The 22,532-nt window shown below is 67.4% G+C and carries 24 protein-coding genes; 12 read left to right on the top strand and 12 right to left on the bottom strand.

Features of this window, described 5'->3' with window-relative positions; genetic code table 11:
- Positions 1-17: 17 nt before the first annotated feature.
- Positions 18-1,379, bottom strand: coding sequence for a restriction endonuclease (locus tag HTZ84_RS19690; protein WP_174682220.1), 1,362 nt, complete (start codon positions 1,377-1,379; stop codon positions 18-20).
- A 116-nt stretch (positions 1,380-1,495) separates the two neighbouring features.
- Here HTZ84_RS19690 and HTZ84_RS19685 point away from each other — a divergent pair, with 116 nt between their 5' ends.
- Positions 1,496-1,897, top strand: coding sequence for a hypothetical protein (locus tag HTZ84_RS19685; protein WP_174682219.1), 402 nt, complete (start codon positions 1,496-1,498; stop codon positions 1,895-1,897).
- Between the two features lie 25 nt (positions 1,898-1,922).
- Here HTZ84_RS19685 and HTZ84_RS19680 read toward each other — a convergent pair whose 3' ends face one another.
- The 5 genes from HTZ84_RS19680 to HTZ84_RS19665 all read right to left on the bottom strand — a co-directional run bounded on the left by HTZ84_RS19680 (position 1,923) and on the right by HTZ84_RS19665 (position 6,058).
- Positions 1,923-3,497 (bottom strand): DUF5305 domain-containing protein, encoded by a 1,575-nt coding sequence (locus HTZ84_RS19680; RefSeq protein ID WP_174682218.1) that lies wholly within the window; start codon positions 3,495-3,497, stop codon positions 1,923-1,925.
- A gap of 3 nt (positions 3,498-3,500) precedes the next feature.
- Entirely contained in the window at positions 3,501-4,661 is a 1,161-nt protein-coding gene (locus tag HTZ84_RS19675; RefSeq protein ID WP_174682217.1) for a signal peptidase I, read from the bottom strand.
- 116 nt (positions 4,662-4,777) lie between these two features.
- Positions 4,778-4,903 (bottom strand): hypothetical protein, encoded by a 126-nt coding sequence (locus tag HTZ84_RS23060; protein WP_256403184.1) that lies wholly within the window; start codon positions 4,901-4,903, stop codon positions 4,778-4,780.
- Between the two features lie 3 nt (positions 4,904-4,906).
- Complete coding sequence (locus HTZ84_RS19670) at positions 4,907-5,503, bottom strand: hypothetical protein (protein ID WP_174682216.1); 597 nt, start codon at positions 5,501-5,503, stop codon at positions 4,907-4,909.
- Positions 5,504-5,518: 15 nt separating this feature from the next.
- Positions 5,519-6,058: a DUF1102 domain-containing protein gene (locus tag HTZ84_RS19665; RefSeq protein ID WP_254611785.1), complete on the bottom strand. Its 540-nt coding sequence runs from the start codon at positions 6,056-6,058 to the stop codon at positions 5,519-5,521.
- Positions 6,059-6,572: 514 nt separating this feature from the next.
- Between HTZ84_RS19665 and HTZ84_RS19660 the strand changes: the two genes are divergently transcribed.
- Together HTZ84_RS19660 and HTZ84_RS19655 are read left to right on the top strand one after the other, a co-directional pair.
- The gene (locus HTZ84_RS19660) at positions 6,573-7,196 is read left to right on the top strand and encodes a DUF7344 domain-containing protein (protein ID WP_174682215.1); all 624 of its coding nucleotides are present in this window, start codon (positions 6,573-6,575) and stop codon (positions 7,194-7,196) included.
- Between the two features lies 1 nt (position 7,197).
- On the top strand, positions 7,198-8,127 hold the full coding sequence (locus HTZ84_RS19655) for a hypothetical protein (RefSeq protein ID WP_174682214.1): 930 nt from the start codon (positions 7,198-7,200) through the stop codon (positions 8,125-8,127).
- A gap of 33 nt (positions 8,128-8,160) precedes the next feature.
- Here HTZ84_RS19655 and HTZ84_RS19650 read toward each other — a convergent pair whose 3' ends face one another.
- A complete protein-coding gene (locus HTZ84_RS19650) occupies positions 8,161-9,084 on the bottom strand; it encodes a TIGR03571 family LLM class oxidoreductase (protein ID WP_174682213.1) in 924 nt (307 codons plus the stop codon).
- Positions 9,085-9,243: 159 nt separating this feature from the next.
- Entirely contained in the window at positions 9,244-11,217 is a 1,974-nt protein-coding gene (locus tag HTZ84_RS19645; protein WP_174682212.1) for an aconitate hydratase, read from the bottom strand.
- A gap of 241 nt (positions 11,218-11,458) precedes the next feature.
- On the opposite strand from HTZ84_RS19645, the gene HTZ84_RS19640 reads away from it, so the two are divergent.
- From HTZ84_RS19640 to HTZ84_RS19610, 7 genes are all read left to right on the top strand, one after another.
- Complete coding sequence (locus HTZ84_RS19640; protein ID WP_174682211.1) at positions 11,459-11,941, top strand: deoxyuridine 5'-triphosphate nucleotidohydrolase; 483 nt, start codon at positions 11,459-11,461, stop codon at positions 11,939-11,941.
- 66 nt (positions 11,942-12,007) lie between these two features.
- Complete coding sequence (locus HTZ84_RS19635) at positions 12,008-12,562, top strand: metal-dependent hydrolase (RefSeq protein ID WP_174682210.1); 555 nt, start codon at positions 12,008-12,010, stop codon at positions 12,560-12,562.
- 79 nt (positions 12,563-12,641) lie between these two features.
- Positions 12,642-13,106, top strand: a complete 465-nt coding sequence (locus HTZ84_RS19630; protein ID WP_174682209.1) for a copper resistance protein CopD — start codon at positions 12,642-12,644, stop codon at positions 13,104-13,106.
- 124 nt (positions 13,107-13,230) lie between these two features.
- Positions 13,231-13,668 (top strand): hypothetical protein, encoded by a 438-nt coding sequence (locus HTZ84_RS19625; protein WP_174682208.1) that lies wholly within the window; start codon positions 13,231-13,233, stop codon positions 13,666-13,668.
- Positions 13,669-13,963: 295 nt separating this feature from the next.
- Positions 13,964-14,863 (top strand): phosphogluconate dehydrogenase (NAD(+)-dependent, decarboxylating), encoded by a 900-nt coding sequence (gene gnd / locus HTZ84_RS19620; protein WP_174682207.1) that lies wholly within the window; start codon positions 13,964-13,966, stop codon positions 14,861-14,863.
- A gap of 196 nt (positions 14,864-15,059) precedes the next feature.
- Positions 15,060-15,359: a HalOD1 output domain-containing protein gene (locus HTZ84_RS19615; protein ID WP_174682206.1), complete on the top strand. Its 300-nt coding sequence runs from the start codon at positions 15,060-15,062 to the stop codon at positions 15,357-15,359.
- A 120-nt stretch (positions 15,360-15,479) separates the two neighbouring features.
- Positions 15,480-16,970, top strand: a complete 1,491-nt coding sequence (locus HTZ84_RS19610; RefSeq protein WP_174682205.1) for an HNH endonuclease — start codon at positions 15,480-15,482, stop codon at positions 16,968-16,970.
- Between the two features lie 26 nt (positions 16,971-16,996).
- Here HTZ84_RS19610 and HTZ84_RS19605 read toward each other — a convergent pair whose 3' ends face one another.
- Positions 16,997-17,350, bottom strand: a complete 354-nt coding sequence (locus tag HTZ84_RS19605) for a hypothetical protein (protein ID WP_174682204.1) — start codon at positions 17,348-17,350, stop codon at positions 16,997-16,999.
- Positions 17,351-17,628: 278 nt separating this feature from the next.
- Between HTZ84_RS19605 and HTZ84_RS19600 the strand changes: the two genes are divergently transcribed.
- Positions 17,629-18,768, top strand: coding sequence for a hypothetical protein (locus HTZ84_RS19600; RefSeq protein WP_174682203.1), 1,140 nt, complete (start codon positions 17,629-17,631; stop codon positions 18,766-18,768).
- 61 nt (positions 18,769-18,829) lie between these two features.
- Here the strand turns inward: HTZ84_RS19600 and HTZ84_RS19595 are convergent, their stop codons facing one another.
- Positions 18,830-20,074, bottom strand: a complete 1,245-nt coding sequence (locus tag HTZ84_RS19595) for a hypothetical protein (RefSeq protein ID WP_174682202.1) — start codon at positions 20,072-20,074, stop codon at positions 18,830-18,832.
- Positions 20,075-20,236: 162 nt separating this feature from the next.
- Entirely contained in the window at positions 20,237-20,425 is a 189-nt protein-coding gene (locus HTZ84_RS19590; RefSeq protein WP_174682201.1) for a hypothetical protein, read from the bottom strand.
- Between the two features lie 117 nt (positions 20,426-20,542).
- Between HTZ84_RS19590 and HTZ84_RS19585 the strand changes: the two genes are divergently transcribed.
- Positions 20,543-20,938: a thiol-disulfide oxidoreductase DCC family protein gene (locus HTZ84_RS19585; protein WP_008893706.1), complete on the top strand. Its 396-nt coding sequence runs from the start codon at positions 20,543-20,545 to the stop codon at positions 20,936-20,938.
- Positions 20,939-20,997: 59 nt separating this feature from the next.
- Here HTZ84_RS19585 and HTZ84_RS19580 read toward each other — a convergent pair whose 3' ends face one another.
- Complete coding sequence (locus HTZ84_RS19580) at positions 20,998-22,461, bottom strand: lipase maturation factor family protein (RefSeq protein ID WP_174682200.1); 1,464 nt, start codon at positions 22,459-22,461, stop codon at positions 20,998-21,000.
- Positions 22,462-22,532: the final 71 nt, after the last annotated feature.

The raw sequence follows: 22,532 nt of genomic DNA, 5'->3' as shown, positions 1-22,532 counted from the left end.
CGGCCGACGGACCCGAGCTAGACGAGCCCGATCGAACTCGCGACGAAGAACGTCGCGAGCAGCGCACAGAGGACGCTTCCGACGGCCAACGGGACGTTCTCCGTGGCCTTCTCGTGGATCGCCATGGCCGCGTACTCCTCGCGGAAGGCCTCGAGGTTCGCCTCGTCGTAGAAGTACTTCGTCTCGAGCGCGAACCGTTCGGTGACGGCACAGCCGGTACAGACGGGGTCGCCCTCGAGTCGCTCCGTTTTCGTGTGCTCCTCGCAGTTGACGCTCCCGCAGTTGTCGCAGTAGGTGTAGGTCTCGCTCGCGCCCGCCGTCTCGCAGTGGACGCACTCCCGGAAGTCGTTTCGCGTGGTCGCCCGCGAGGGGCCGGCGGCGCGGTAGGCGTACCGGTAGTCGTACTCGCCCAGCGAGAGGCGAGACCGGACGTGCGGGACGTAGACGGGGTCGATATCGCGGACCGAGATGTCCGACCGCTTGGGCGTGCAGGTCTTCTCGTAGTCGACGTTGTTGTCGCCCGTGTAGTGGACCGTCGTCGTCTGCGCCTGCCGGAGGCGGTCGACGGCCCACTCCTTGTACTCGGTCTCAGTTTGTCCGAACCGGCGGCGCTCGACGCCGTCGAAGGTCGACTCGAGGTCGGCCGCCTCGAGGTCGATACGGGACGCCGAGCGGTTGGCGGCGAGGTCGCGAACGTCGCCGGTCGCGGCCCGCGGCTCGTCGCGGTCGGCGCGGATCGCGAGGTCGGTCGCCTCGTCGATCCGGTGGATGACGCCGACGGAGGTCTCGAACGTCGCGTCGGTCGTCGCGCGGACGGTGACCACCGGCTCGAGCGCGACCGTCGTCTCGGGCGTCGGAATCGTCGCGGCCTCGAGGTTCTCGATTTCGCGGACGGCCTCGAAGACCGGCGCGTCTCGACCGGCGGTGGGGTGGGTCGGCCGGAGCGCTTCCTCGCAGAGGATCTCGATCCGACCGTTGTAGAGATCCAGACCGATCTCCGCGCCGATCTCCCGGAGGTCCCGTCCGTCGAGGAGTTCGACGCCGCCCTCCCGGTTCGACCCCAGGTTCGCGGCGTACTCGCGTGCGGGCTCGGTGAACCGACCGGTCGTCACGACCGTCCCGCGGACCGGCCCGTCGTAGTCGTAGGTCGCGACCGCCGAGTGGAGTTTCTGGATGACCGGCCGGCTGACGGTCCCCGTGTGCTTGCACTCGACGACGACCGCCCGGCGGCGGCCGTCGACGACTTCCTCCATCAGGATGTCCCGTCCCTCGTCTGCCGTCCGCCGCGACTGGCGGACGTTCTCGTAGCCGCAGTGTCGAAACACGTCCTCCATCAGGTCCTCGAACTCGTAGCCCGAGAGGTCGTCGAGTATCGCCATCGCGTTCACGACTCCTCTCGAGTCGACCGCCGAGAGTGTTGCGGCTCCGGTATCGGCCGCGAGAATCGGACGCTGTTTGGCCCAAGGGCTTTCCTCGCGGTCGGCGTCCGACCGGTATGGAACGCGACCCGGACGACCTCGAGTTGAGCGACGTCGAAGCGGACGCGCTGCACGAACTCCAGCTCGGGATCGAGTACGTCCACCGAGCCTACGGGACCCTCCTCGAGTTCCACCACGAGCTGGGCCACGCGATGGACCGAATGGGCGACGCCGAGGACGCCCTCCGCGAGGCCGGCCACGAGGAGTGGGCCGACGCCCTCAGGGACGACCACCTCCCGGCCGGCGCGGTCAGCGACCAGTGGACCTTCGAACTCGTCGAGGAGTTCTCCGACGAGTTCGTAGCGGAGGTCGACGCCTTCGAGACCGAGGTCCGCGAGGAACTGGCCGACGGCGTCGATCACGTGACCGAACGCCGGCAGAAGCGGCAGCTTCGCGATCGCGCGGACGGCGAGGACTGAGCCGACGGCCGCCCCGACCGTCCCGTCAGTGATCGGGCCCGCCCTCGGATCGATCCGCCCGCTCCTCGTCGCCGTCTCCCGTCGACTCGAACAGGCGGGGCCCCGAAAGGTCCCTGGGCTCGAGTCCGGCGAGTGCGAGCAGGTCCTCGTCGTCGATACCGGCAGTCGAGTCGGACGCCGGCTCCGACGACTCCGACGACGACTCGAGCGGCGGCTCGCGGCTCGTCTCGCTCGACGGGCCGCGGGGCGCTTTCGTCGCCGATTCGACGGCGGGAGCAGTCGGTTCGACAGCGACCTCGGCCGTCTCGCTACGCGCCGATCGGTCGGAGTCCGCGTCGCGGCCGTCGGAAACAGTCACCGGCGCGGACCCGGTATCGGATTCGGTCGCCGACGCGTCGGATCCGTCGGTCTCGCCGACTGCGATCCCCTCGCCGCCGGTGTCGGTATCGTCGTCTGCCGCCGAATCAGTCCCCATCGTCACGGGGGCGAGCAGATCGTCCCCGGTCGGCGGCCGCGGCGGCTCGAAGACGTATCGGACGCCGTCGCCGCGGACGACGTAGCGGTTCTCGTCCGAATCGAAGAGCACCGCCGCCTCGAGATCGATTCCGAGGCGCGCGAGCGCCGCCAGCGAGTCGACCGTCGCACGAGGCTCTGCGAGTCCCGACGCGGGTAGACTGACCGTCGTGATCACCTCCTCGAACTCCGAGCGGTCGGCCCGGTAGGCCAGCCACTCGCGCTCGGTCTCCGTCAGCTCCGGGAACCGGCGCGTTACAACTCCCACGGCACCGATACCGGTCGCGCCCAGCCCCAGCAACAGGGGTCCGCCGACGGATCGAAGCGGCCCCGCCGAGACGGGGACCTCGACGGACTCGTGCTCCTCTCGTGGTTCGTCGTACGAGCCGTCGGCCTCGAGGCGGTACGCCTCCCCGTCCGTCGTGATCGGCACCTCGTAGCTGTGGTTCGCCGAGCGGCGCTCGCCGTCGATCCGGCCGTCGACCGTCCGCTCGAGGTCGAGGACGATCTCGGTCTCGCCGGGGCCGGTCCCGACCTCCCGCTCGATCTCGGCGATCGACTCCCTGACCGCCGTGACGTTGACGGCGAACGACGCGGTGACCGCCTCGCCCGGCGCGACGTCCGTCGCCGTCGCCGACTCGAGTTCCGTTCGTCGGCTCCAGTAGACGCCGTCGCCGTTCGGGTCGACCGATCGATAGACGAGGTCGACCGCGACCGAGACGCGGACGTCCTCGCCGCCGCCGGCGTCGTATCCGCCGGCGAACTCGCCGTCGACCGTCGGCGCGATCCCCTCGTAGTACAGCGACTCGTTCTCGAGGCGCGTCCCCTCGGGATGGACGGGGTTGGACTCGGTGACGACGGCACCGTGAGAGAACTCCCCCGTCGCCGTCCAGCGGTGCTCGAGCTGTTGCTCGGTCGCCGTCTCCGAGGTGGCGTAGGCGCCGTAGCTCAGCCACGCGCCGAGGCCGAGCAGGACGACGAACGCGATCAGTAGCACCGTCCGATACTCCGCGAACAGGGCGCGAAGCCGCAGCCGTCGCTCCCGCCCCGTTTCGTCGCCGTCGGCGTCCGTCAGTAGCGATACCATGTGTCAGTAGCGTCTCCGGATGAGCGAGCGCGTCTTCGTCTGCCGGTCGCGAGCCGCGTCCCGCCGCGAGCGCGGATCGCGGGGGCCACAGAGCCGACGGCCGACACCGTACGTGAGCCCGCCGAGCAGCGAGACGATGACGACGACGGGCGACCACGGATGGACGTCGTGGAGGGCGTCGATCACCGGCAGCGGGAGCACGTGCAGGTACCGGTACTCGGTGACGTAGGCCGGGTAGTGGCCGGTCTCGGCGGGCGCCGAGATCGACAGGGGGACTTCGGCGTCGTCCCGCGGACCGACGGTCGCGGGTCCCTCGTCGACCGCGACGCGGTCGCTCTCCGTTTCGACGTACGAGACGACGGGGACGGCCCCGTCGTTGGCCACGACGTACGGCACCGTCTCGGTGGTTCCCCGTTCGATCACCAGCGCCTGCTCGGAGTCGAACTCCGCGCTGACGACGCCGTACGACTGGGTCCCGGCGGGGACGAGCATCGCACCCGCGGCGGCGACGACGACCAGCAGCGCGAAGGCGCCACAGAGGAGTCGCGGATCGAGCGCCGTCCCGTCGTCGCCGCCCAACCGCGACTCGTCGGACGCGCTGCGGCGCTCGCGGACCGTCTCGATGGCGTAGAGGGCTCCCGATAGCCCGAGACCCAGATACGCCAGCCCCGACGTTCCCCGGATCGATCCGAGCCCGAACGCGACCGACAGTCGACTCTGGGTGGACTCGACGACGTCGCCGACCGTCATCACGGCGGTCCCGAGATGGGGTATCGTGACGACCTCGCCCGTGGGTCGCCAGGCGCTCGCGACGATCTGTCCGTCCTGAACGGGCGGTTCCCCCGAGTCCTGATCCGTAACCGGGTTGGCGTCGCCCCGCGTGACGTACCCCCGCTCGGTCTCCTCGACCACCCGGTGAGTCGTCAGCCCGCCGCCGTCGATCGCCTCGGCCTCGAAGACGATCACGTCGCCGGGCTCCGGATCGTCCGTCACGACGGCCGGAACCGCGACGAACCCGTGGCCGGTCTCGATAGTCGGCTCCATGCTGCCGGTCTCGACGAACCCCAGCAGGATCGGCTGTCCGAGTATCTGCCCCGCGAACAGGGCGAGAATACTCGCGAGTACGAGCCCCTGGAACACCCGCGTCACCCCCCGGTGAATCATTCGTACACCTGAACTAATTTTATAAAATTACTTGTATATTTCGATTTATAACATGTGTTCGAGGTATCGGTGACAGTCGAACGCGGCTCGTTACGGCGAAAATCGGCGTCGCGGCGCTACGCGGAGAAGAGTCGCTCTAGCTCCGCGTTGATCGTCTCCCGGTCGAGTTCCTCGTCGGATAGGTCGAATTCGATACCCGCTACCGTCTCGTAGTCGTCGAGCGTGGGTGTCGTGTCCGTCATCTCTTAGACCTCCTCCGCGGTGATTTCGATCTCGTCGTTGACGGCGACCGAGTCCACCGCCGTTTCCGGGAGGGCGAACGCCGCCAGACTGAACTCGATCTCCTCGCCGGGCGACAGCGTCGAGATCGAGACGAAGTTGCTCTCCCACGGCGGCCACTCGAGGTCGATCCCGACTTCGCCGGCCTGGGGCACGAGCAGGACGCCCAGCACGCCGTCGAAGTCCTGCCAGTCCACGTCGCCGAACGCCAGCGGCGTGACCCGGAGTTCGACCTCCTGAGTGCCCTGGTTCTGGATCTGGAAGATGTCCTCGATTCCCGTGACCGCGTTGGCGTTCAGACCCTGGCCGCCGGCGATGCTGTCACCGACGTTGTCGTTGTCGCCGGTCAGGGTGATCGCGAGCGCGTCGCTGTCGGTCGTGTCCGCGTAATTGCCGTTCGGCCCGTCGCCGGGCTGGACGCCGAGGTACGCGCTGGCGTCCTCGGAGACGGTGACGGCGACGTCGCGCTCGGCCCGGACGCTGCTGAACGCGCCGGTACCGAGGGCGAGTCCGCCGCCCGCCGCGAGCGTACCGATACTCAGGACGAAGTTGCGTCGTTCCATCTGTTATCCACCCAGTTACGCGGTCGCGCTGAAGGTCACCGAGTCGAGCAGTTCGTCGCCGTCGCCGAGGCCGCTGTCTTCGGTATCGATTTCGAGACAGATCGTCGTGCTCTCGCCGGCGCCGAGCGTGACCGCGCTGTCGGTCAGCGAGTCGCCGTCGTAGGCCTCGCCGTCCGGGTAGAACGCGACGAGGTCGGCGTTGTCGCCGTGTTTGGCCACGGTGACGTCGACTTCCTGCGTCCCCTGGTTCTCGATGTCGAACAGGTTCCCGATCTGCGTGACCGCATCGGGGTTGACCCCCTCGCCGCCGCCCGCGACGCCGTCGTTGCTCGGACTGAGGTCGATCGTCAGCGTACCGCCGTTCCCGTCGTCGGTGACGTAGTCCGCGTTGTCGCCGCCGGTACCCTCGAGTCGCAGGTAGGCCGAAGCGTCGTCGGCGACTTCGACGTCGATGTCACGATTCGCGCTCACGCTCGAGAACGCCCCCGTCCCGATCGCGGCGGCGGTTCCGGATGCCAGTGCGCCCATTCCGATGACGAATTTGCGTCGTTGCATGGTTGGTGGTGTGGTGAGCGGAACCTCGCGGACGGTCGTCCGCGAGACCCCGTCGCCCCGCTTCTCGCGGGAACCACGATTCAGCGATGGATAGCAGGGAATATTGTAATACAGTCGTGGAGTTAATTCTGCTACTGGTTTACCTTCTATCAACGAGCGGCGGAGCGAACGTGCTGCGTCGCATGGGGGCGGTTGACTCGAGTCGCGTGCGGGTCAGCGGTCCGTAGACTGCGATCGGCGCATCGGTGGCTTTCGGTCAATCGACCCCTGAGTACGATTCGGAGGCGGTCTCGATCCGATTGACTCTCGGTCAACCGGTGACTGACCCCGCATCGCGAGAGAATCGAGCGACGACGACTGTTCCGGGAAACTCCCGAAAGCGGGTCTGTGACCGTCGATCGGAGGACTATCGAAGCTTATCACGGGAACAAATATATCTACTCCAATATAATTTAATTAGTGAAGTTCAGGATTTCAATAGTTTTATTTCCGGACGCGTCCTACGTCCGATTGAATGGGGGGATGCCACGCGGAACAGACTCGGGACCGGAACGTCCCGCGACGAAACCGAGACGAATTGACCGAAGACGAACTCTTCGAGCTCCTGTCGAACCGACGACGACGACACATCCTTCACACGCTGATGGACGAAGCGGAGACGATCGACATCGGCGACCTCTCGCAGGAGATCGCCGCGGCGGAGGACGGACTCGCCTACGAGGAGGTCTCGAGCACCGATCGAAAGCGAGTCTATACGGCGCTCCAGCAGTCGCATCTACCGAAGCTGGATAAGGCCGGCGTCGTCGAGTTCGACCGCGATCGGGGGGTCGTCGAACCCACCCCGGCGCTCGAGAACGTCGAGATCTACATGGACGTCGTTCGCGGACGAGAGATCCCGTGGAGCGACTACTATCTGGGACTGACGGCGGTGGCCACGCTGTTGCTCGGGGCGACCGTCGCCGGCTTCCCGCCGTTCGCCGACCTCCCGTCGTACGCGTGGGGCGTGTTCGTCGTCGTCGCCTTCGGCGTCTCCGCGCTCGCACACCGCTACTACGCGCGGCGCAACCGGCTCGGGATCGCCGACGAACCGCCGGCCGTGGAACTCGAGTACCGGGACCGAACGGAAGGGGGGCGATGAGATGAAGCGAACCAGACGCGCAGCGCTGCTGTTGATGGCCGCCTCGAGCGGAACCCTTGCCGTCGAGACACTCGGCCTCTCGCGATCGGCGGCCCGGCGAGACGCGGTCGTCGACGCCGCCGGCGATGCCGCCGCCTACCTGGGACTGACCGAGGACGGCGTCGAGGCCGGCGGTACCCTGTTCGAAGACGGCCCCCGGCCGTCGCCCGCGACGTTCTCCGTCGTCAACGGGCTCTCCGCGCCTATCGCGCTCACCCTCGCGTCCGATCAGTTTCGGCTTCGGACGGCCGACGAGGCAGCGGCCGTCGACGGAGACGGACTGCTCGTCGGCGGTGACGCGGGCGATCCGCTGGACCCGGGCGACCGCCTCGCGGAGATTACGGTCGAGCCGACGCCGGCAGCGATCGGATCGTCGGTCGGCTCGACGATAACCGGAACCGTCGACGTCACGGCGACGGGCGCGGAGACGCGGGTCGACGCCGAGCGCGACCTCTCGCTTTCGGTTCCCGGCGTTTCGGTCGAACGGGCGCTGCTGTCGGTGTCCCAGCGAGGCGGCGGCGTCTTCGAACACCGGTGGCTACTGGAGGGCGTCGACACCACGACGCACGGCCTCGAGGCGCTCCGACTCGATTACCGCGACGCCGAGACCGCCGGCGCGATCGACTTCACCGACGCGGACGGGCCGTCGGTCTCGGTCACTGTCGACGGCGCCGACCGTCCGGCGACGATCGAGACGCTGGAGCCGAACCGACTCACCGTCGCGCTCGCGAACCCGCTGGCGCTCGACGGAGCCGCCGTCGAACTCGTACTCGCGGAACTCGGCGGACCGGCGAGTCCGGGCGGTCAACCCGGTAGTCCGACGGGTGCGACGGTCGAACTGTTCGACGCCGGATTCAGCGCCGTCACCGAGGCGACACGGGACCGCCCGTGATCGACCGCTACGTCGCGACTGCGGATCCGGAAGCTACAGCGTCGCCATGATCTCGTCGGCGAACGTCGACAGCGCCGCCTCGCGATCCTCGTTTTCGAACCCGATGATGGCGTGGTCGAGGCCGTACTCCTCGAGTCGCCGGAAGTAATCCCGGAACCACTCGACGCCGGCCCGAAAGCCGAGGTGCAGCGGTTCGGCGTCGGCCGTCGGATCGTCGGCGAACTCGACGCGGACGGCGATGGCGAACGGTTTCTCGCCGGCCGACTCGCGCCACTCGACGAGGTACTCCTCCAGCGTGCGTTCCGGGAGGTGATAGAATAACCAGCCGTCGCCGTGCTCGGCGATCCACTCGCGGGACTGACGGGCGTTGCCCGTCGGGAGGAGCGGGATCGTCTCGGTCGTGGGCTCGGGGACGACCTCAAGGTCGCCCTCTAGGGAGCCCCACTCTCCTTCGACGGTCGGAAAGTCCTCCCGCCAGACTGTGCGGACGGCCTCGAACCGTTCGCGAAACGCCCGGCCCCGCTCCTCGCGGTCGACGCCGAAGGCGGGGTACTCGGGGTCGCGGTCGCCGGAGGCGACGCCGAGGACGAGCCGGCCGTCCGAGAGCCGGTCGACGGTCGCGGCGGACTTGGCGACGTGGATCGGGTGGCGCAGCGTGAGGACGATACTCGAGGTGCCGAGCGCGACGTCGTCGGTGCGGGCCGCGACGTGGGAGAGCCACGGCCACGTGTCGAACGTCTGGCCGGCGTCGCCGAACTTCGGCCAGTAGGTCGGAACGTCCCGCGCCCAGAGGCCGTCGAAGCCGACCCGCTCGGCGTGCTCGGCGAGTCGCAGTTCGGACTCGATATCGGGGGTCGAACGGTTCGCTCCCGTCAACGGGAAGCCGGCGCCGAAGGTCAGGCCGTCGCGGTCGAACAGGCGGCGGTAGCCGGCGTTTTCGTGTCCTGCCGGTGGCATTCGCTCGTGCTATCGGCCGCTCGCTCAAGACGGTGACGCTCGACCCGCGGGGTCGCTCGACTCCGGTAGCGCGGGGAGCGCTCACGCTCGAGCGGCGAGATCGCGCATCGAAAGAAAGAGGAAATCAAACGGCGGTAACGGCCGCGTCGTCGCGTCCGATCAGTCGTCGGCGGGGGCGGCGCCGGAGCCGCTCTCGGCCTGTTCTTTCGTCCAGGCGAGCTTGCCGCCGGCCGCGAGGATGTCGCGTTCGCGCTCGGAGGCGTCCAGCGTCGCGGTGTACTCCTCGTCGCCGTTGACGCGGACCGTGAACTCCTCCTGACCGGAGGTGACGGCGTCGTAGACGTCGTCGACGATCTCGACCTCGTCGCCCTGATCGATGTCGGCGTAGGTGTCCTCGTCGATCGTCAGCGGCACGATGCCGAAGTTGAAGAGGTTCGCGCGGTGGATGCGCGCGAAGCTCTGTGCGAGGACGGCCTCGATACCGAGGTACATCGGACACATCGCGGCGTGCTCTCGCGAGGAGCCCTGACCGTAGTTCTCGCCGGCGACGAGGACGCCGCCGTCGGCCTCTCGAGCGCGCTCGGCGAACGTGTCGTCGACGCGGGAGAGGGTGAACTCGGAGAGCTTGTCGATGTTCGACCGGTACATCAGGATGTCCTGGGTCGCCGGAATGATGTGGTCGGTCGTGATGTTGTCCTCCATCTTCAGGAGGGCCTCACCCGCGATGTCGGAGCCGAGTTGGTCCTTCAGCGGGACGTCGCCGATGTTCGGGCCCTTGACGAGCTCGTCGTCGACGGCCTCGTCGGGCGTGATGAGGTCCGCCTTCGAGCCGTCGTACTCGTCGGGGAGTTCGATGCCGGGCGCCTCGAGGTCGCCTTCTTCCTCGGCGAGGTCGCGCGGGTCGATGATCTCGCCCTTGATCGCCGCGGCGGCGGCGACCTCCGGCGAGCAGAGGAAGACGTTGTCGTCCTCGATACCCGAGCGGCCCTCGAAGTTGCGGTTGAACGTCCGCAGCGAAACGGAGTCGCTGGCGGGGACGTGACCGATGCCGATACAGGCGCCGCAGGTGGCCTCGGAGAAGTTGACGCCGGCGGCCATCATCTCCGCGACCCAGCCCTCGCGGGCGAGCATCTCGGAGGCCTGCTTGGAACCGGGCGCGACGATCATCTCGGTCTTCTTGTTGACCTCGCGGCCCTCGAGCATCTTCGCGGCCGGAAGTATGTCCTCGTAGCCGCCGTTGGTACAGGAGCCGACGATGACCTGGTTGACGTCCTGGCCCTCGACCTCGCGGACGGGGACGACGTTGTCGGGCATCGAGGGCTGGGCGATCAGCGGTTCGAGGTCGGAGAGGTCGACGACGATCTCGTCGTCGTACTCGGCGTCCTCGTCGGGCTGGAGCTCCTCGTACTCGTCGGCGCGGCCGACGCGCTCGAGGTAGTCCTCGGTCTGCTCGTCGGTCGGGAAGATCGACGAGGTCGCGCCGAGCTCCGTGCCCATGTTGGTGATGGTCATGCGCTCGGGCGCGGTCAGGGTCTCGACGCCCGGACCGGTGTACTCGAGGATCTTGCCGACGCCGCCCTTGACGCTGAGGCGACGGAGCAGCTCGAGGATGACGTCCTTCGCGGTGGCCCACTCGGGGAGTTCACCCTCGAGGCGGACGTTGACGATCTCGGGCATCTCGATGTAGTAGGGCGCGCCGCCCATGGCGACGGTGACGTCGATCCCGCCGGCGCCGATGGCGAGTTCGCCGAGCCCGCCGGGCGTCGGGGTGTGGGAGTCGGATCCCAGCAGCGTCTTGCCGGGCGCCGCGAAGTTCTCGCGGTGGACGTTGTGACAGATACCGTTGCCGGGCCGAGAGAAATATGCGCCGTACGTGCCGGCCGCAGAGCGGAGGAAGCGGTGGTCGTCAGTATTCTTAAAGTCGAACTGGTACGTCTGGTGGTCACAGTACTGGGCGGCGATTTCGGTCTGGACCTCGTCCAGTCCCATGGCTTCGAACTGGAGCCAGACCATCGTCCCGGTCGTGTCCTGTGTGAGCACCTGGTCGATCTCGATCCCGATCTCCTCGCCGGTCTCGAGTTCGCCCTCGACGAGGTGGTCGTCGAGAATCTTCTCGGTGAGAGTCTGTCCCATAGCACCCAAAACTCGGCTTTCCGTCGTGATAAATCCAGCGTGTTTCCGCGAGCCAGCGCGGGGATAAGAGCGGCGAACACGACAGTTTTCCCGTAATTATTGCCGGGCAAGCGAACGGACGCCGCGGGGTGCGCGGCCGCGTCTGTCGGGGCCCGATACCGCCCGGCATGTGACGCGTGGTCGTCCCGTACGGGCCGTCCCGAACGGTACGCTTTTCTCCGTCCCGAAGCGTCTGCAGTACATGTTCCGCTCCGGTACGTTCGTCGCCGAGCACGTCTCGCCGACGGCCGCCGATCAGATCCAGCCCAACGGCGTCGACCTCACGCTGGACGTCGTCTTCGAACAGCTCGAGCCGGGTCGAATCGGCCGGGACGGCAAGCAGGTCGGCGACCGCGTCGCCCGCCCCCTCGAGGAACTCGAGCAGAAGGATCCCGACACCTACTACCTGCCACAGGGCGCCTACGTCGCCCGCTACGGCGAGCGGATCGAAATTCCGGAGGGCCACATCGGCTTCGTCTATCCTCGCTCGTCGCTGATGCGCAACTCCTGTATGCTGAACACGGCCGTCTGGGACGCCGGCTACGAGGGCCGCGGCGAGGGCCTGTTGCAGGTCCACCACGACGTCGAGATCGAACGCGGCGCCCGGATCGCCCAGCTGGTCCTCGCGGAAGCCGACCACGAGGGCGTCTACGACGGGAGTTATCAGGGCGAAGGCCTCGAGTGAATCGATGGCGGCGGCGTGCCGGTTCGCGTATCCGTTTGCGATCGTCCGTCTGCGGGAGCCGTACCGATGATGGCGACGACGCACGTGTTCGCGGGACTCGCCGCCGTCGCCCCGGTCGCCTACCTGCTGCCGGAACTGGCGACGCCGCTGGCCGTCGGGGCGATACTCGGCGGACTCGCCCCCGATTTCGACCTCGTCTTCGACCATCGACGGACGTTTCACTTCCCGGTGGCGGGCGCCGCGGTCGCCGTTCTCGCGGTCGGCGTCGCCGTCGCCGCCCCCGGCTCGCTCACGGCCGCGCTCGCTGCCTTCGCCGTCGCCGCGTGGCTCCACGCGGTCAGCGACGCCGCCGGCAGCGGCCCCGAGATGGACCCGTGGAACCACCGACACGACCGGGCCGTCTACGACCACGTCCGCGGCCGGTGGCTCCGACCGCGGCGCTGGATCCGGTACGACGGCGCCCCCGAAGACGCCGCGCTCGCCACCGTCCTCGCGGTGCCCGCGCTGGCGGTCTTCGACGGCCCGATCGCCGTCGTCGTTCTCGTCGGCGTCGTCCTCTCGATCGTCTACGCGCTCCTCCGGCGACGGCTGGTCGCGTGGCTCCCCGACTGGCTCGAGTGACGGGACTCGGCGCCCGAGTCGACATCGCGCTCGACCGCGAGTCGGAACGCTGATACTCCATCCCTCCGAGGCAGTCGGTATGGTTGATGCGTTCCTCGCCCAGACGATTCACCTGATCTTCGCCGGGATCTGGGCCGGCAGCGTCTTCTACGTCGCGTTCGTCGTGTTGCCCCTCGCGCGGGACGGGGCGTTCAACACGACCAAGCCCCTCGAGGCGATCTCCGGAAAACTGACTACGATCTCGCGCGTGAGCGCCCTCGTCTTGCTGCTCTCCGGCGGCCACCTCGCCGGCCAGCGCTACACGTCGGAAACGCTCTTCGAGACGACCAACGGTCACCTGGTGCTCGGAATGGTGATCCTCTGGGCGCTTCTGGCCGGTCTCGTCGAGATCGGCGCGAAGCGACTCGAGACGGGACTCAACGGGAAGAAACTCCGCGAGCCGGCGGCCAACGCGCTCCCCGTGTACCGGGCGGGGGCGGTCGTCGCCATCGGATTGCTCGTCGTCGGCGGCGCGATCACGTCCAACGCCGCGGCGCTTCTCTGAATACCGTCGAACGGCGACCGTCGGCCGAACGGGACAGTTCGCGCCGCAATTCTGTCGTCCGGACGCCAACGAAAGCCGGACATTCTTGCGAAAGATACTTAATCAGTTACTGTAAGGTACTCCCATGATGATCAGGGGCAAAGAAATGGCGCTGTCGCTGCTGGCGGTCGGAACGGCCGCAGTCGCCGGATACGCGCTTCGCTCGGGTCAGCGCACCGATTCGCCGTCGCGATCGAAAGCGAACCTCGGCGCACGAATCATCGGCCGCGACGAGGTTCCCGACGGCGCGACCGTCGTCGACAGCACCTCCCAGCGGCTGGCCGAGATTCCGGGCGCGCGACGCGCCATCGACCGCGCGGTCCGCAACGACGCGCGCGAGGAATGGGAACACGTCACGATCGACCGCGACGGCGCCTGGTCCGTCGTCGACACCGTCCGCGGCTCGCTGCCCTACTACAGCGGCTCCGGCGGGGAGTACAACGGCGTCTACGTCCACTACAACGACCGCATCGTCGTCCTCGACGCGATCGGCTGGGCCCGACTCGAGGAGCCGCTGCACTGATCGGTCGGCTGACTCGGGTCACTGCACCGGTTGCGAGCGAGACGGTATGCTAGCGGTACGTGGCAGTTCGTTCCTTCTCCGTCGATAGCGTCGGCCAGCGACACCAGCGGATCGCACGGAGGCGGTGCCGGCGCGTCTCCACCGGGAGCGACGCCACGTCGCGCGCTCGAGTGAGCGACCGAACAGCAAAACGCGCTCGAACGGGCCGTCGAAACGCGCACGAGTCGACGCGCCGGGTACGGCCGCAGCCCGCGAAATCACAACCACTACCTCGCAGCCCCGCCGAGTGGTCCCCATGCAACTGGGCGTAATCGGACTCGGACGCATGGGACAGATCGTCGTCGACCGCACCCTCGAGGCCGGCCACGACGTCGTCGCCTTCGACCTCGATGCGGAGGCCGTCGCGACGGCCGCCGACGCCGGCGCCGAGCCGGCGGAGTCGATCGCGGACCTGACCGACCGCCTCGGCGACGACAAGCGCATCTGGCTGATGGTTCCCGCCGGGGAGGCCGTCGACGCGACCCTCGAGGAACTCGAGAGCCACCTCGGCGGCGACGACGTCGTCGTCGACGGCGGCAACTCCTACTTCGAGGACTCCGTGCGCCGCGCGGCGTCCTGTCCCGCGGCGTATCTGGACTGTGGCACCTCCGGCGGCCCCGCGGGCGCGGAACTCGGCTTCTCGCTGATGGTCGGCGGCCCCGAGTGGGCCTACGACGAGCTGACGCCCGTCTTCGACGCGGTCGCGACCGGTCCCGACGGCCACGAGCACATGGGGCCCGCCGGCTCGGGCCACTACGTGAAGATGATCCACAACGGCGTCGAGTACGCCCTGATGCAGACGTACGGCGAGGGCTTCGAGTTGCTCCACGAGGGTCGCTACGATCTGGACCTCGAGTCAGTCGCGTCGGTCTGGAACAACGGCGCCGTCATCCGGTCGTGGCTGCTCGAACTCTGCGAGGAGGCGTTCCGCGAGGAGGGGAACGACCTCGGAACCGTCGCCGATCGTATCGAGGGCGGCTCGACAGGGACCTGGACCGTCCAGGAGGCCTTAGAACAGGAGGTGCCGCTCCCCCTGATCTACACGGCGCTCTCCGAACGGTTCGGCTCGCGGGCCGACGACGGACGCTTCTCGCGGCGCCTCGCGAACCGGCTCCGGTACGGGTTCGGCCGTCACGAGGTCCCGCGACGGGATTGACGGACGCGACCGCCCATTGAAAACGGACGCGTCATTCCGAAGTCCATATATGGCCGTTCGAAGAAGTTCGATACGAACGCGTTCGAGAGTAGCGACGGGAGCGACAGTTCGTCCGAGCGAACTGTGATTTTGCCTGTTGGACGCGGGCCGAAAAATTGAGTCATTTTCTTTACTCCCGGTCCCAACAGCGTTAGTTATGAACTCCGAGTATTCGACGACAGTGGCGGCCGACGACGATAACCCGAGTATGGCCGTCATCGAACTCGTTGCCGACGCCTCCGGAATCGATCCGATCGAACTCGATCCGCTCTACAACGTCATCGATCCCGAAGTCATCGACACCCTCTCCTCGAGTTCCGGGTTCTCGTCCCTCGAGTTCGAGTACGCCGGTCACACCGTCGTCGTCGACGGAACGGGCAACGGGATCGAGATTTCGCTCGAACCCGTCACGATCGGCTCCGATCGGTCCTCCGGCGTTTCCGGTCCCTCCCTGTAGGCTGTTTTCGAGGTCGTACGCAACCGTTCGGTCGAACGTCGAGTCGTTATTTTCGTCCTCGTTACTGCCAAGACTGTCCCGTTGATTTATCTCTCGTGGGGCTAACCGATAGCCACGCGAATGGGTGGAGACAAACGGAACATCGCCGTCCGGTTCTTCGGCGGTGCGGGGAACTACACGACCGTCCTCGAGGAGTGCTGTCACTACGTGCTCACCGAGGAACCGGAGTTGCCGGCGCTTCTCGAGTGGGTGAAAGCCAACACGCGAGCGACCAGCGACGCGGGAATCGCCGACCGACTGCGGTTTCTCGAGGCGATCGGGCTGCTCGCACTCGACGAAGCGCAGGTCGAACTCACCGATCGGGGCGTCCAGTGGGTGGCGGAGTCGGACCCCGAGATCCTGTTCGACGCGCTCGCGGAGAACGTCCGCGGGTTCGAGACGCTTCTCGAGGCGCTGTTCGACGGGCCGAAGACGGACGCCGAACTCGGGGCGGCGATCGCAGCCGACCATTCGGAGGTCGAGTGGACCGACCCCTCCGGTCCCGCACAGCACCGCGGCTGGCTGCAGAGCCTCGGCTACGTCGAGCGGTCGGACGGGCTGAACTCGCTGACCGAGAGCGGCGAGCGACTGGCGCAGCGGGTCGCGTCCGGGCTTCCGGCGCTCGAGCGCGGGACCGGTTACTCGCAGTCGGAACTCGAGGCCGCGTTCGACACGAGTTTCGGCTCCTACATCAAGGGGATCAACCCGCGGACGGACGACGACGGAGAACCGGCGTACATCATCGTGAAGGCTCGCGAGGACGGCCCGTACGGCGACGACCTCGAGGGCGAGCGCTTCACCTATATCGGCGAGGGCGTCCCCTCGAAAGGTGACCAGCAGTTGACGCCCGCGAACGGGGCGCTGGTCAATCTCGCCGAAGGGGCCGTGGTGCCGGTTTACTTCCTCTACCAGCCGGCGGACGAGGACCGGCTCCGGTACGAGGGGTTGGTCGACGTCGTCGACGCCGAGTACGTGGCCGACGCCGACGGTGATCGACTGGTCTACCGGTTCACGCTGGAACGACTCGAGATCGACGATCCGGCCGAATTCGCGGCGCTCGCCGACTCGGTGGTCGACGGCGGCGCCGGAATCGAGAACGAGTCGTCCGGAACCGACGCCGGCGACGGAGGCGATGCGGACGAACCCGCGCTCACGGCCGACGAGGCGGAGTTCACCGCGACGCAGCGGCGCGTCCGCTCGAGCGCCTTCGCGAAGCGAGTGACAACCGCCTACGACCGGCGCTGTGCGATCTGCGGCGCGTCACGCGAGTCGCCCGCCGGGACCGTCGACATCGAAGCGGCCCACATCTACCCGAAGAAGGAGAACGGCCGCGATACCGTCCGGAACGGGCTCGCGCTCTGCCGGCTCCACCACTGGGCGTTCGACGCCGGGTGGCTCGCGGTGACCGACGACTACCGCGTACTGGTCGCTGACCGTCCCGACCTCGAGGGGTACGAGGAGTTCGCGCGACTCGAGGGCGAGGAACTAACGCTCCCCGACGAAACGGAGCATCGGCCGCACGCGACGTTCCTGGCCGCCCACCGAGAGCGACACGGGTTCGAATCGCCGTAGGACCGCCGGCGGATACGCTTCCGCGCTCAGTAGCCGTCCCGAACCGCGTCGATCTGACACTGGACGCAGAGATCGTCGGGGAAACAGGAGACGCTGTCGTACGGACAGTCGTGGTCTTCGACCTGCACCGACTGCCGACGTTTCTCCCGTCGCCAGACGCTCTCCCAGTCGTCGATGTCCATCTCGGCGGAGGTGAACACGACGGAGCCGTCGCCGGCGACGATCTTCGCCGCCGTGACCGCGTGCTGGCGTTCCCTGACGCGGTCGATCGCGTCCTCGTAGGACGAACAGCGGATCTCCTCGGTTCCCGACCGGTCGTCTAAGAGCCGCACCGTGATCGAGCCGTCGTACTCCTCCGTCGGCTCCAGCCCGTGGGTCATGGTTGATACTATCCGAACGGGGTGAAAAATGGCGGGGAAGAACGTCCCCGCGGCCATCAGTCGGTGGCTCGCCGTCGTGACACCGTGGGCGTCTACTCTCGTTCGACGGTCGGAGACACGTACGAGTCGCTCGAGGTCTCACGGCTACCCGGTAAAGCGTCTCATCGATCGCACGCCGACCGAGAGACCGTTCTAATGGCCGATCCGATGGAGACTCATCGGGCCACCAATACTTTCACAGATCAATTCGTAGAAGAGTTAACCGAGTTGGGGGAACGATGGGGCGAAACCGACGCAGACGATCGAGGAGTGGACCGACGAGACGCTCGTTTCTCGCCGGCGGCGCGCTTATCGCCGGCGGAGTCGCGATCCGCAGCGACACGGGCGCGTTTTCGCAGGTCAGTGCGGGCCGACTCACACACCTCGCCACTAGCGACGACGATAGCGCGTTGCTCGGCCTCCAGCGGACCGACGCGGTCCGCCCCGGCATCGACGACCAACACCTCGTCGACCTGACGAACAATACCGACGGACTCCTCGAGGTCTCCATCTCACTGTCCAATCCCGGGCAGGGAGAGCTTTCGGACACCGGATTCGCACTCGCCGACGGAGCGACCCGATCGGTCGCTGTCTCCGTCGACCGCGACAGTTCGACCGGGGAGGCGGCGCTGCCGTTCGAGGTCACCGCCTCGGGGGACGCGGTGGAGATCACGCTGACGAGGGCGGTCACGGTCACGGACCCACCGGTCGTCAGCGAACAGATTCGCGATCGCACGCGAAACGGGAACGCGGCGTTTACGATCTCCTATCGGGTGCGGCGGCTTCCCGACTTCAACCGGATCGAAATCGAGGTCGAGAACCTCGATGCAGGCTACATCGGGAAAGAGACGTACGTTCAGACGACGAAAGAGGGGTCCGTTTCATATCCGCGGGGAGGCGGGGGCGACGGCGGCGCCGATGGCGATACCTACGAGTTCCGGTTTCGCGTCTACGACCAGTCGGGTGAGGTCACGGAACTGTATACGGAGACGACGACCACCGCCGACGGTGAGAATCCGCCGGGCGACGATCTCGGGAGCGAGGATGATCCGAAACTCGTCGGATTCTCCGTCACGAACGACGAGCAATACACGAACAACCGGTTTACCGTCGACTACGAGGTAACCCGACTCGAGGAGTTCGACGAGGTACAGGTCGAGTTCGATAACACGGAACGGGACTGGGCAGATCGGACGAAATCGAGCGACGACGCTCCGACCGGAACGGTCGTCTACCCGGCTGAGGGCCAGCGACAGGGCGGAGTCGACGGAAATACGTACGACGTCACGGTCGAGGTCTACAATCAAAGCGGGATCCCCGTCGACAGCGGGACCGTCGAGATCGAGGCCGGATCCGACGAAACCGTCGAGTGGCCGTAACCGAACGCTCGGAGCGGTCTCTCGCCTTCCCTCGGCACGGACGACGGTCGCCCCCTCAGCCTCAGACCGGCTCGCGGAGCGCCCAGACGTCCTCGAGGGGCTCGAGTTCGCTCGGTTCGTCCCCTCGCGTCGTGAGGATGCCAGCGTGATACAACATCGCCTTCAGCTGAAAGACCGTCGGCGAGTGGTACACGTTTCCGTCCTCGAGTTCCGCGAGCCGAAGCTCCCCGTCTTCGGTGAGTACGCGGCTCCGGATATCCTCGTCGCCCCGAATGAACAATTCGACGGTAAACGATGGGTGAAACTCGTGTACCCAGGCAACGACGTCGACGAGCGACGGCGCTTCGATACCGTCCTCGTGCATGTCCTGCAGCTCCCGAACGAGCAATTCCGTCGCCTCGTAGTCGAAAACAACGCGTCGCGCTAGCATTCCCCATTCCGGGGCCAGCTCGCTGAATCGCTTCGGCGATCCGTGCCAGTCTTCGAATTCCTCGAGTGCCCGCTCGACGGTCCCGTAGCGAGCCTTCGCGAAGCGAATCACCTCGTCTCCTAACGACGTCAATTCGATCCTCGTCCCGTCGTCGATCAGACCGAGGAACGCCGCTCCGCGTCGCGCATCCGTAACGGCGTTTACCACCTGGTACTCCGACAGCAGGTCCGCGGTCTCACCGTCGGCGTAGTGGGCCAGCGGGTAGCCGAGGTAGTTCTTCGGATGGTTCAGCCCGAACGACTTGTCCGCTACGCCCTGCGCGCCGGCCTGGAACCGCAGCGCCGTCGCCTCGCTCGAGGTCCGATTCCCGACGATTCGGGGCACCTCGAGCGCCTCGACGTCGCCGGCGGCGTCGACGCCCAGTACGCCGACGTTCAGCTCCCGGGCCAGCGTCCGATCGGTTTCCGAGATCGCCGCCGCCGGCGCCGCGAGGTACGCCGCGTTGGCCTCGTGGAGCCGGTCGTAGGCCTGGACGATGCCGCGTTGCGTGTCCACGCCGCCGCTGGCGTACCCCTTCGCCTCGATGGCGATCAGCGGCGGTTCCTCGCCCAGCCGTTCGACCGCGAGCAGATCCGACTCGAGGTCGCGAACGCCCACGAGATCCGGGTAGCCGCCGCCGACCTGCACGTGGTTGAACGGCGCCAGCCGGTCCCGGATCGCCGGTTCGATGGGGCGTCCGGGCAGCCACTCGTCCTGCGAGAACTGCGTGTCGGCCACGACGTACGAACGCTCCGCGCCGCCCTCGGTCGGAAAGAGCCGCCGCTTGGTGTGGGCCAGCACCTGCGGTTCGGAGAGGGGTCCGGCCGCGCTACTCATGAGTCACGATTCGTCACTGCCGTCAATAATGTTCCGGCGGATCGACGGGTCGACAACCGCGATAGTACTGCCGGTGGACCGCACCGCCGTCGGGCGGGACTGGAAGGGGCGAGGACTCTCGGGGCTTTCGAGGCGTTCCCGCGAACGTACTCGAGTACGCCGCTACTCGACACTGAACGCATCGGACTCGAGTTCGCTGAAGATCCCGGCCATAACGCCGACGAACCCCAGAATCGCGAGCGCGACGCCGACGAGCCACTGCGGCGAGCCCCGCGCGAACAGGTCGACGAGCCAGAGCGCGCCGACGAGGACGAGGCCGCCGGCGACGATCAGTCGGACGAACCGCTCCATACGCCCGTGTTCACGACCCCGGCTCAAGTATCCGACCGTTCGACGGCCCCGCCTCGCGTGCCGTCCCGGCGGCGAATCCGAGTCAGCGGTTTGTGTCTCGAGCCCGTACCGCTAGCCATGCTCGAGCCGACCCTCGTCTACGACGACGACTGCGGCTTCTGTACCTGGTGGGCCGACTACTTCGACGAGCGGACGGACCTCCGCATCGTGGGGTTTAGCGACCTGCCGGACCACCCCGAACTCCGCGAGCGGTTGCCGGAGTACTACGAGGAGTGCTCCCATCTCGTGACCGAAACCCGCGTCTACTCCTGCGGGGCGTCGATCGAGGAGGCGCTGCGCCGGTATGACAGCGGCGGCCCCGTTGCCGAAACGCTCGGCTTCCTGCGGAACTTCGAGGACTACGCGCGGATCCGCGAGTGGGGCTACCGGCAGGTGGCGGACAACCGCGACAAGTGGGGCCAGTTACTGTCGAAGACGCCGCCGGCGCGCCAGCAGTCGGACGACGAGCGGTAAGCCGGCCGATAAGCGCTCGAGCGGGGAGCTTCGATTTCGGCCGCGTGGAGTCCCGCCGCTCACAGCCCCGGCCCGCGGAGCCGCAGTTCCTCGAGCGACGCGGGCGCGACGTAGGTGCCGACGCGCTCGCGTTCCCACCACCGGCCGGTCTCCGCCCGTTCCTCGGGCGTCGTGAACCGATAGCGGTACCGGACCGCGCGAATGTGCGTCGGCGACTCTTCGCGCTCGGCGAACGGGTCCGCGGCCAGCAACGCCCGCGTGTCGTCGTCCTGCTCGAGCAGTTTCGCCAGCAAGCGAGTGAACCACGGGTGGCGGCGCGGGGAGGGCGCCATAGCGGCGAACCAGAGCTGCCAGTCCAGCCGGAGGTGGTAGGGCGCGAGTTGAGGCGGCCGCCGCTCGAGGTCGGTCGGCTTCCCCTCGAACCGGTAGGGCTCCCACTCGGTCTCCTCAGTTATTTCATCGTCGCTGGTCCCCTCGATGACGATCTCGTAGCGATCCCGCGTGATCGAGCCGAACGCGCCGTAGGTGTTGACGAGGTGGAGCGGATCGTAGGCCGTGTTCATCGTCTGGCTCTCCGAGAGCATGTTCTCGATCGGTCGGACGCTCATCGCGACCACGACGATCGCGACCAGAATCGCCGCGCCCTCGAGGGAGAGCGGCGTCGCGACGGTCTCGGGCGCCGTCACCGGCAGCGCCCACTCGAGGGCCCCGTCGCTGAACGTCGCGATCGCCAGTACGATCGTCAGCGCGTTCAGCCATGCGAAGTTGCCGGTGAGCATCAGCCAGCCCATGAAGCCGATCGTCGCCGCGCCCGCCAGCGACGAGGCGGGGTGCGGGGCGAAATACAAGAAGGGGATCAGCAGTTCGACGACGTGATTCCCGAACGTCTCGAACCGGTGGAACCGCTTCGGGAGGTGGTGGGCGAACCAGCTCAGCGGGTTCGGAATCGGCTGGGTCTCGTAGTGGTAGTCCATGCAAGAGAGGTCGCGCCAGCAGTCGTCTCCGCGGAGTTTGATCAGGCCCGCACCGAACATGTTGCGAAAGAGCACCCACTGCAGGAGCAGGAGGATGACGACCGGCGGTGCCACCGCTCCGGCGCCGAGGAAGATCGCGAGAAAGCCCGTCTCGAGCAGCATCGACTCCCAGCCGTAGCCGTAGAAGGTCTGCCCGGCGTTGACGAACGACTGGTAGAGCGCCCACATGAAGGCCCAGAGCACCACCGAGACCGGCGTCGGATACGGCTCCGGCAGCCAGTATGGCAACCCGACCAGCGCCAGCGCCGAGAGGACGACGCCGGACCACGCGACGACGGCGATCGCCCGATCGCTCGGGACGAAGTAGAAGAGGCTCGGCCGCTCGCGGAAGTCGGCGCCCTCGGCGTACCACTCGAGGGGCAACAGGCCGTCCTCGCCGGCCAGCGGCCGGAACTGGAACGCGGCGACGAGAAACGCCAGCAGGTACAGCAACGCCAGCCCCCGCTGGAAGAGGAAGCGAACGAGCCAGAACTCCTCGCCGTGGAACATATCGGGCGTGAATCCGCGCAGCGCAAAAGGGTTGGCGCGTTCGTCGCAGGACGGCGGGGACCGACCCGTTA

Origin of the sequence: Haloterrigena gelatinilytica (assembly GCF_013342145.1) — an archaeon.
Lineage (GTDB): Archaea > Halobacteriota > Halobacteria > Halobacteriales > Natrialbaceae > Haloterrigena > Haloterrigena gelatinilytica.
Note: the sequence above shows the minus strand (reverse complement) of the source record. Positions and strands in the feature narration are given on the sequence as shown.

Coding starts and splice junctions, on each gene's coding strand:
- HTZ84_RS19655 (WP_174682214.1), top strand. CDS start 7,198: ATGAAGCGAACCAGACGCGCAGCGCTGCTGTTGATGGCCGCCTCGAGC.
- HTZ84_RS19585 (WP_008893706.1), top strand. CDS start 20,543: ATGCTCGAGCCGACCCTCGTCTACGACGACGACTGCGGCTTCTGTACC.
- gnd (WP_174682207.1), top strand. CDS start 13,964: ATGCAACTGGGCGTAATCGGACTCGGACGCATGGGACAGATCGTCGTC.
- HTZ84_RS19685 (WP_174682219.1), top strand. CDS start 1,496: ATGGAACGCGACCCGGACGACCTCGAGTTGAGCGACGTCGAAGCGGAC.
- HTZ84_RS19590 (WP_174682201.1), bottom strand. CDS start 20,425: ATGGAGCGGTTCGTCCGACTGATCGTCGCCGGCGGCCTCGTCCTCGTC.
- HTZ84_RS19600 (WP_174682203.1), top strand. CDS start 17,629: ATGGGGCGAAACCGACGCAGACGATCGAGGAGTGGACCGACGAGACGC.
- HTZ84_RS19640 (WP_174682211.1), top strand. CDS start 11,459: ATGTTCCGCTCCGGTACGTTCGTCGCCGAGCACGTCTCGCCGACGGCC.
- HTZ84_RS19680 (WP_174682218.1), bottom strand. CDS start 3,497: ATGGTATCGCTACTGACGGACGCCGACGGCGACGAAACGGGGCGGGAG.
- HTZ84_RS19630 (WP_174682209.1), top strand. CDS start 12,642: ATGGTTGATGCGTTCCTCGCCCAGACGATTCACCTGATCTTCGCCGGG.
- HTZ84_RS19635 (WP_174682210.1), top strand. CDS start 12,008: ATGATGGCGACGACGCACGTGTTCGCGGGACTCGCCGCCGTCGCCCCG.
- HTZ84_RS19675 (WP_174682217.1), bottom strand. CDS start 4,661: ATGATTCACCGGGGGGTGACGCGGGTGTTCCAGGGGCTCGTACTCGCG.
- HTZ84_RS19595 (WP_174682202.1), bottom strand. CDS start 20,074: ATGAGTAGCGCGGCCGGACCCCTCTCCGAACCGCAGGTGCTGGCCCAC.
- HTZ84_RS19625 (WP_174682208.1), top strand. CDS start 13,231: ATGATGATCAGGGGCAAAGAAATGGCGCTGTCGCTGCTGGCGGTCGGA.
- HTZ84_RS19670 (WP_174682216.1), bottom strand. CDS start 5,503: ATGGAACGACGCAACTTCGTCCTGAGTATCGGTACGCTCGCGGCGGGC.
- HTZ84_RS19610 (WP_174682205.1), top strand. CDS start 15,480: ATGGGTGGAGACAAACGGAACATCGCCGTCCGGTTCTTCGGCGGTGCG.
- HTZ84_RS19650 (WP_174682213.1), bottom strand. CDS start 9,084: ATGCCACCGGCAGGACACGAAAACGCCGGCTACCGCCGCCTGTTCGAC.
- HTZ84_RS19665 (WP_254611785.1), bottom strand. CDS start 6,058: ATGCAACGACGCAAATTCGTCATCGGAATGGGCGCACTGGCATCCGGA.
- HTZ84_RS23060 (WP_256403184.1), bottom strand. CDS start 4,903: ATGACGGACACGACACCCACGCTCGACGACTACGAGACGGTAGCGGGT.
- HTZ84_RS19615 (WP_174682206.1), top strand. CDS start 15,060: ATGAACTCCGAGTATTCGACGACAGTGGCGGCCGACGACGATAACCCG.
- HTZ84_RS19660 (WP_174682215.1), top strand. CDS start 6,573: ATGGGGGGATGCCACGCGGAACAGACTCGGGACCGGAACGTCCCGCGA.
- HTZ84_RS19645 (WP_174682212.1), bottom strand. CDS start 11,217: ATGGGACAGACTCTCACCGAGAAGATTCTCGACGACCACCTCGTCGAG.
- HTZ84_RS19690 (WP_174682220.1), bottom strand. CDS start 1,379: ATGGCGATACTCGACGACCTCTCGGGCTACGAGTTCGAGGACCTGATG.
- HTZ84_RS19580 (WP_174682200.1), bottom strand. CDS start 22,461: ATGTTCCACGGCGAGGAGTTCTGGCTCGTTCGCTTCCTCTTCCAGCGG.
- HTZ84_RS19605 (WP_174682204.1), bottom strand. CDS start 17,350: ATGACCCACGGGCTGGAGCCGACGGAGGAGTACGACGGCTCGATCACG.